This window comes from Bartonella sp. AD328YNZD, assembly GCF_042196425.1.
The window spans coordinates 1-913 of record NZ_JBHIQG010000638.1 but is presented as its reverse complement, the minus strand read 5'-3'; the positions used below and the strand labels follow the sequence as shown (position 1 = coordinate 913).

At 43.3% G+C, this 913-nt stretch carries 1 protein-coding gene; it reads right to left on the bottom strand.

All coding sequences use genetic code 11. The features are described from left to right. Positions 1 to 815, bottom strand: an 815-nt coding sequence (locus ACFIO3_RS14185) for a phage tail protein (RefSeq protein ID WP_375608911.1), incomplete at its 3' end; no start/stop codon positions are given. Positions 816 to 913: the final 98 nt, after the last annotated feature.

Here is a 913-nt window from a genome sequence, read left to right as displayed (position 1 = left end):
AAAGAAACTTCAGAAGAAGAAACATCCCGTCTTTTCCGTGAAGAACGACCATCAGAAGAGGCGGGACCTATAAAATGTTCATGCCCTTTTAAAGAACAGGGTTGTATACTTGCAAAAGAACGCCAAGGGTCTAAATTGCGTTCGTAGTCCATACCTCGTAAAAACATTCCACGAAAATCCGGAACATTAAACGTCGTGGCGCCATCTCCTTCTCCCCACGTCGTTCCTATCACCTCAAACAAGGCTCTATACGTTCTTCGCGAATAAGCACGCCCATCACAAGGTAACCAACCATCCGGCAAGCGCTCCATGCCAAAAGGACCAATTAAACCAGATGGTAAACGTTTTAAGAAAGAAACTTTTTCCCTTGTGGGATTGAGAATTTGCCAACCGGTTATATCTTCATCATAAATAACGGTATAAAGACAGCCATCTTGGATTTCTCCTCCCGTTAAAGCTAATAAACCGGTGTCCGTCGCCTTATAAACGGGCTTGCCGATTAAATTATTCAAAGCAATCGTGGTAGCCCCTACATTCTTACCCTTCGCTTTAAAACAAAGCGATATCCCATTCTTATACGCTAAAAACTGAGAGGGACTTTGAAGACTTATCGCACTCGTCTTTTGTTTATCATCAACCGTAACAACCGCTTCAATCACACCCCCCGTATCCGATAAATATTCACGCACACGCTGCATCATAAAACGCGCACTGTTGTTAACCGTGTTCGGATGTTGTCCTTCTGACCAATTAATCAGATTATCCGCACCACCATTCTCCGATGCCGTTAAAGACCAATCATAAATCGTCGACATCTAAACCTCACGTCTTGATTCCAAACACAACACTCATATTAACCGGGCGTGTCTCATGTTCTCCAAAACTTGCTACTGAAACATCACGCATATGAATG